Annotated in this window: 1 protein-coding gene; it reads right to left on the reverse strand. The window is 65.8% G+C overall.

The features are described 5' to 3' along the window. Positions 1-73: 73 nt before the first annotated feature. On the reverse strand, positions 74-1,351 hold the full coding sequence (locus tag AB0B76_RS58915; protein ID WP_360395176.1) for an IS110 family transposase: 1,278 nt from the start codon (positions 1,349-1,351) through the stop codon (positions 74-76). Positions 1,352-1,585 lie beyond the last annotated feature (234 nt).

Below are 1,585 nucleotides of genomic sequence, written 5' to 3' on the forward strand. Positions count from 1 at the left end.
GGCTGACTCGAAAATCTTGAGTGCGTGGGGCAGGCGGCAGCACCGGGGCGGAGCCGCGGTGGTTTGTGTTGGGTCATGCAGCGGCTGGTTCGTCTCGGGTGGTGAGGGTGACCTTCTGTCCGGTGATGCGTTCGAGCTGGGTGATCAGATTGTGTTGGTGGCGTTGGTGGTAGCGGGTCTCGTGGAAGTCGGCGCCGAGGTCGTGGTAACGGGCGGCCGGGTCGTTGAGCAGGTGCCAGACGACGGTGAGGATGGAGTTGCCGGTGGCGACGATGGCGCGCAGTTTGCCGCGGCGTCTGGAGAGGCGTCGGTAGCGTTCGCCGAGGAAGGTGTCGCTGCGGGCCAGGACGGCGGCGATTTCGCCGAGGGTGCTGGCCAGCCAGGGGTTGCCTTTGCCGGTGGTGGCGGGTTTGTTCTTCCCGGCGGACTGGTTGGCGCGTGGTGCGAACCGGGCCCAGGACGCCAGGTGCGCGGCGGTCGGGAACACGGTCATGTCCACGCCGAGTTCGGCGATGAGTTCCTGGGCGCAGGTGACGCCGATCCCGGTGATCTCATCGAGCTGTGTGACCTGAGCCTCGTATGGGCCGATCGCAGCCTCGATCGCGGTGCTCACCTCGGCGATGTCGGCGGTCATGGCGTCGACGCGGTCGAGCATCTTGGCGCACAACAACGCGTGGTGGTCTTGGAAATGGCCGGTCAACGCCTCACGGAGTTGACCGATCTTCGAACGGAGCCGGCCACGGGCCAGTTCAGCGAGGACCTGTGGGTCGCGTTGCCCGGCGATCATCGCGGCCAGGATGGCCCGGCCGGAGACCCCGAACATGTCCGAGGCCACTACGGAGAGTTTGATCTGCGCGTCCTCGAGGAGCTTTTCCAGACGCTGCTTCTCCCGGGTCCGGTCCCGGATCAGGGAACGGCGGTAGCGAGTGAGGTCCCGCAGCCGGCGGATCGGCTTGGGCGGTACGAAGCTGGGTGCGCACATGCCCCGTTCGACGACCTTGGCCAGCCAGACCGCGTCGAGTTTGTCGGTCTTGGGCCGGCCGGGTACGTGCTTCACGTGTGTGGCGTTGAGCAGCCAGCACTCGAACCCCTCAGCTTCGAGGAGATAGAACACCGGTTTCCAGTAGTCCGACGTGGCCTCCATCGCCACCCTGGTCACACCCAGTTCCCGCAGCCGGTCGGCCAGGCGTAGTAGCGCGCCGGTGGTCGTGGCGTATTCGGCCACCTCTTGCCGGCGCCGGCCGGGTACCCGCTCGTTGGGCACCCGGATACACGCCATCAGACCGGCTTTGCCGATATCCAGTGCGGCAACCCGCTCCACAAGCTGAACAGTTTCGTCGGTTGCTTCCATCCCCTTGCTCCTCGTCATGCACCACGCGAACACCTATCAGGTGGCTGCCCGCGGGGCCGAGGGACAACAAGAGGCGGACTCGCGTGCTCGAAGCAACAATGCAGGGCCCTGGAACCGGCTCCCAGCGTCAGACTACTTAACGGTCTCATCGAACCAAGCCGCGACGACGTCGGCGGGCAACCATCCCATTTTCCCACCCGCCAGGGCGTCCACAAGGGACACAGATGACTACTT

The organism is Dactylosporangium sp. NPDC049140, from assembly GCF_040648435.1.

What these genes read in the sequence shown, in the direction of transcription:
- AB0B76_RS58915 (WP_360395176.1), bottom strand. Translation starts at nt 1,351, where the DNA reads ATGGAAGCAACCGACGAAACTGTTCAGCTTGTGGAGCGGGTTGCCGCA.